Source organism: Nevskia sp. (assembly GCF_023266035.1).
In the GTDB taxonomy this organism is placed as follows: domain Bacteria; phylum Pseudomonadota; class Gammaproteobacteria; order Nevskiales; family Nevskiaceae; genus Nevskia.
The window spans coordinates 1,468-5,846 of sequence record NZ_JAHFRY010000195.1 but is presented as its reverse complement, the minus strand read 5'-3'; the positions used below and the strand labels follow the sequence as shown (position 1 = coordinate 5,846).

Genomic DNA, 4,379 nt, shown 5'->3' with positions numbered 1-4,379 from the left:
CACATGCTCGGCATCTCGTCGATCACCGGTGCGATCAACGTCGTGGTCACGATCATGAACATGCGCGCGCCGGGCATGACTCTGCTGAAGATGCCGCTGTTCGTCTGGACCTGGCTGATCACTGCCTATCTGCTGATCGCGGTCATGCCGGTGCTGGCCGGCGCGGTGACCATGCTGCTGACCGACAAGTATTTCGGCACCAGCTTCTTCAATGCTGCTGGCGGCGGCGACCCGGTGATGTTCGAACACATCTTCTGGTTCTTCGGCCACCCGGAGGTCTACATCATGATCCTCCCGGCGTTCGGCATCGTCTCGACGATCATCCCGACGTTCGCCCGCAAGCGTCTGTTCGGCTATGACTCGATGGTCTATGCCGTTGCGTCGATCGCCTTCCTGTCGTTCATCGTCTGGGCGCACCACATGTTCACCGTCGGCATTCCGCTGGCTGGCGAACTGTTCTTCATGTTCTCGACGATGCTGATCGCAGTGCCGACCGGCGTGAAGGTGTTCAACTGGCTGGCGACGATGTGGCGCGGCTCGATGACCTACGAAACCCCGATGCTGTTCGCGATCGGCTTCGTGTTCCTGTTCACCATCGGCGGTTTCTCGGGAATCATGCTGGCGTTGGCGCCGGTCGATTTCCAGTACCACAACAGCTACTTCGTGGTCGCCCACTTCCACTACGTGCTGGTGCCGGGTGCGATCTTCTCGATCATTGCCGCCATTTACTACTGGATCCCGAAGTGGACTGGCGTGATGTACAACGAGAAGCTCGGCAAGCTGCATTTCTGGCTGAGCGCGATCTTCATCAACGTCACCTTCTTCCCGCAGCATTTCGTCGGTCTGGCCGGCATGCCGCGCCGCATCCCGGATTACGCAGTGCAGTTCACCGACTTCAACGTGATCTCGACCTACGGCGCGTTCCTGTACTTCATCGCGCAGTTCATCATGATCTACAACTTCCTTCGCTGCGCCATCTGGCGCAAGGGCATGGTCCCGGCGACGGCGCAGGTCTGGGAAGGCGCGCATGGTCTGGAATGGACGGTGCCGTCGCCGGCGCCGTACCACACCTTCGAAGATCCGCCGCACGTTGGCGACGAGCCGGCCGCCGCACACTGATTGACCTGAGCAGATCTGGACAACGATGACGACGATGGTCAAGCCTGCCGAACAGCCGACCCGACGCCGCAACTGGCGTCTGGCGGTGCTGCTGGCCCTCGTCGCCGTCGGTTTCTATGTCGGTTTCTTCATCGCCGTCAGCAACCGCGGTTGATGATGATTCGATGAAGAAGCCGGTCATCAGCAACAGCCGAGGCCTCTGGAAACTGCTGGTCGTGGTCGCCGGCATGTTCTGCTTCGGCTTCGTGCTGGTGCCGATGTACAACGCGATCTGCCAGCTGGTGAACCTCAATGGCAAGGACAGCGCGATGCTGGTCTCGGCCAAGGATGTCGTCGAGCGCGAAGATGCGACGCGCACGGTGAAGGTCGAGTTCGTGACGACCGTCAACGGTGGTCGCGTGTTCAGCTTCCGCGCCGAGCAGCCGTCGGTCCAGGTGCATCCGGGCAAGCTGTACACAGTCGATTTCGTGGCACGCAACGAGCGGGACGAAGCGGTGATCGGTCAGGCAGTGCCGAGTGTTGCGCCGTGGAATGCGGCCCGGCATCTGCGCAAGACCGAATGCTTCTGCTTCAGTCAGCAGCCGTTCGCGGCGAATGAAGAGAAGCGCATGCCGGTCCGTTTCATGCTGGATCCGGAATTGCCGGCCGATGTCGAGGTGGTGACTCTGTCGTACACGTTCTTCGATGCCACCGCATTGGCGGCCGGCAGGGTCGAAGAGGTGCAGAAACAAGCCGTAGCCGTACCGAAAAGCTAGCCGTACCGCCATTCAAAGCAGATTCAAAGCAGACAGATAAGGAACCCGTCATGGCAACCCATGCCGCAGCAAGCGAGTCCAGCCACCGTCGTTATTTCGTCCCGGAGCCGAGCGTCTGGCCGTTCCTGTTGACGATCGCGCTCGGCACGATCCTGTACAGCGTCAGCATGTACCTCGAAGAGCGTCACCCGGGGCCGATTCCGTTCGTGCTCGGCGGCGCGCTGTTCGTCTACATCGTGTTCACCTGGTTCCGCGGCGTTGCCAAGGAAAGTGAAACCGGTCAGTACAGCGAGCAGGTCGACCGTACCTATCGTCTCGGCATGAGCTGGTTCATCTTCTCGGAAGTGATGTTCTTCTCGGCGTTCTTCGGCTCGCTGTACTACGCCCGCGAACTGTCGGTGCCGTGGCTGTCGGGCGAAGGTGCCCGCGTCAGCACCAACGAGTTCCTGTGGCCGGCCTTCGAGAACATCTGGCCGACCAACGGCCCGGCCGCCATCGGTGGTGAGTTCAAGACTATCTCGCCGTGGCATCTGCCGCTGATCAACACGCTGCTGCTGCTGACCTCGTCGGTGACCATCACCTTCGCGCACCACGCGCTGAAGGAAGGCCATCGCAAGGCAACCATCCTGTGGATGTGGGCGACCATCGCGCTCGGCGCCACCTTCCTGTACTTCCAGGTCACCGAGTACATCGAGGCCTATCACGAGTTGAACCTGACGCTGCACTCCGGCATCTACGGTTCGACGTTCTTCATGCTCACCGGCTTCCACGGCATGCACGTGACTCTGGGCACGATCATGATGATCTCGGTCACCGGTCGCCTGATGGCCGGCCACTTCAAACCGGAAAGCCACTTCGGCTTCGAAGGCGTGGCCTGGTATTGGCACTTCGTGGACGTGGTTTGGGTCGGCCTGTTCATCTTCGTCTACATCTTGTAAGCCAGACATCAGATGGCCAACGGCACGCGGACTCGTACGAGAGTCCGCGTGCTTTGTTTTTTTGGGCCTGCTTGCTTGGCCGCTGAACCGCCGGGATTTTTGAGGCTTGCGGCCGGGTGGCCGTCCTTGGCGCAGCGGCGTCCTTCTCGGACTGCCCCGGCCCGGCCATCCCTGGCCGGGCGTTGACGCCTTAGGACAGTTGTCCTAAGGCGTCAACCCATGCGGATGAATCCAGCCCATCATCGTCGCCACCAGCAGGAACACGATCAACGCCACCTGCAGGCCGACTCTCATGGACAGCGCCCGCACCGTGCGTTTGCTCTTGCTGGAATCCTTCAGCATGAAGAACAGTGCCGAGAACAGCGATACGACGATGGCGATCAGCAGCACGGCGATAATCAGCTTGGCGAGCATGGCAAGGTCTGGAAAGGGATTGCCGGAATGGTAAGGCGCGGCGCGCAGCTTCGATACCGAGCCGGCCAGCCATGAGCTCGCGCTGGAGCTTCCGCCCGCCTTGGTGGGCGATTCTCGGCACCGTGCTCGGCTGTGCGCTGACCATCCGGCTCGGCCTCTGGCAGTGGCATCGCGGCCTGGCGCGGGAAGCGCTCGATGCTCAATACCTGAGCGCTGGCGCACAGCCCCCGGAAGCTTTGCGCATTGATAGTGCAGTGCCGGACGGCGCCGACGCCGTACTGGCCACAGCGTCCGGTGAATACGACGGCACCCGACAGATTCTGCTCGACAACCAGGTCCATGACCGCACGCCCGGTTATCAGGTGCTGACGCCGATCCGGCTGGAGTCGGGCGGCATCGCGCTGATCAATCGGGGCTGGCTGCCGCAGAATCCGGATCGTCGCGTGCTGCCGCAGTTGCCGGTGCCCACGGGGGCGGTGACGCTCAGCGGCCTTTGGCGTTCGCTGCCGCAACCGGCGCTGCGGCTGAAGACCGATAATTGCGCCGGCGCCGATCAGCCTTGGCCGCGCATCGTCGAATATCCGACCTCCGACGATCTGCGTTGCCTGTACGGTGCCGACACGGCCGCCGGCATGCTGCTGCTGGCGCCGGAAGCGCCGGACGGCTATCTGCGCGAATGGTCGCAGGGCGATCGTCGCTTTCCGCCACAACGCCATTACGGTTATGCCGCGCAGTGGTTCGCGTTTGCCGCGACCCTGCTGGTGATTTTCCTCAAGCTCAACCTGAAACGACGTCCATGAATCCGCAAGCCGCAAAACTGCGCCGATCCCGTCTGACCCTTGTGCTGCTCGGCGCCCTGTTCATCGGGCCTCTGATCGCCGCCTGGGTGCTCTACAGCAACGGCATGCGGCCGACGCTGACCACCAATTATGGCGAGCTGGTGCTGCCGACCCAGCCGCTGCCGAAGCTCGAACTTCGCAATGTCGGTGGCGAGCCGCTGCCGGAACTGCTGACCGGCCGCTGGAGCCTCGTCCAGCTCGGCACCGCGACTTGCGACGCCGCCTGCAGCGATCGTCTGGTGCTGGGCCGCCAGACGCGTCTTGCACTCGGTGCCGCGGGTATCAACAAGGACCGTCTGCAACTCGTCTACATC

6 protein-coding genes and 1 pseudogene are annotated in these 4,379 nt (G+C 62.2%); 6 read left to right on the top strand and 1 reads right to left on the bottom strand.

Translation table 11 applies throughout. From position 1 onward, the window contains the following. The 4 genes from Q0D45_RS20435 to Q0D45_RS20420 all read left to right on the top strand — a co-directional run. A partial coding sequence (locus Q0D45_RS20435) for a cbb3-type cytochrome c oxidase subunit I (protein ID WP_293397450.1) occupies positions 1–1,119 on the top strand: 1,119 nt, incomplete at its 5' end. Between the two features lie 25 nt (positions 1,120–1,144). Then, positions 1,145–1,273, top strand: coding sequence for a hypothetical protein (locus Q0D45_RS20430; RefSeq protein ID WP_293397447.1), 129 nt, complete (start codon positions 1,145–1,147; stop codon positions 1,271–1,273). 10 nt (positions 1,274–1,283) lie between these two features. Next, positions 1,284–1,874, top strand: a complete 591-nt coding sequence (locus tag Q0D45_RS20425) for a cytochrome c oxidase assembly protein (RefSeq protein ID WP_293397444.1) — start codon at positions 1,284–1,286, stop codon at positions 1,872–1,874. Positions 1,875–1,924: 50 nt separating this feature from the next. Beyond that, positions 1,925–2,812 (top strand): cytochrome c oxidase subunit 3, encoded by an 888-nt coding sequence (locus Q0D45_RS20420; RefSeq protein WP_293397441.1) that lies wholly within the window; start codon positions 1,925–1,927, stop codon positions 2,810–2,812. Positions 2,813–3,016: 204 nt separating this feature from the next. On the opposite strand, the gene Q0D45_RS20415 is transcribed toward Q0D45_RS20420, so the two are convergent. Continuing rightward, positions 3,017–3,226, bottom strand: coding sequence for a twin transmembrane helix small protein (locus Q0D45_RS20415; RefSeq protein ID WP_293397438.1), 210 nt, complete (start codon positions 3,224–3,226; stop codon positions 3,017–3,019). A 71-nt stretch (positions 3,227–3,297) separates the two neighbouring features. Between Q0D45_RS20415 and Q0D45_RS20410 the strand changes: the two genes are divergently transcribed. Both Q0D45_RS20410 and Q0D45_RS20405 read left to right on the top strand, forming a co-directional pair. Further along, the gene (locus tag Q0D45_RS20410) at positions 3,298–4,026 is read left to right on the top strand and encodes an SURF1 family protein (RefSeq protein ID WP_293397435.1); all 729 of its coding nucleotides are present in this window, start codon (positions 3,298–3,300) and stop codon (positions 4,024–4,026) included. Then, positions 4,023–4,379, top strand: a pseudogene (locus tag Q0D45_RS20405) (hypothetical protein); the annotation flags it as partial. The gene Q0D45_RS20410 and the pseudogene Q0D45_RS20405, both read left to right, overlap by 4 nt.

Coding starts and splice junctions, on each gene's coding strand:
- Q0D45_RS20410 (WP_293397435.1), top strand. CDS start 3,298: ATGAGCTCGCGCTGGAGCTTCCGCCCGCCTTGGTGGGCGATTCTCGGC.
- Q0D45_RS20420 (WP_293397441.1), top strand. CDS start 1,925: ATGGCAACCCATGCCGCAGCAAGCGAGTCCAGCCACCGTCGTTATTTC.
- Q0D45_RS20425 (WP_293397444.1), top strand. CDS start 1,284: ATGAAGAAGCCGGTCATCAGCAACAGCCGAGGCCTCTGGAAACTGCTG.
- Q0D45_RS20415 (WP_293397438.1), bottom strand. CDS start 3,226: ATGCTCGCCAAGCTGATTATCGCCGTGCTGCTGATCGCCATCGTCGTA.
- Q0D45_RS20430 (WP_293397447.1), top strand. CDS start 1,145: ATGACGACGATGGTCAAGCCTGCCGAACAGCCGACCCGACGCCGCAAC.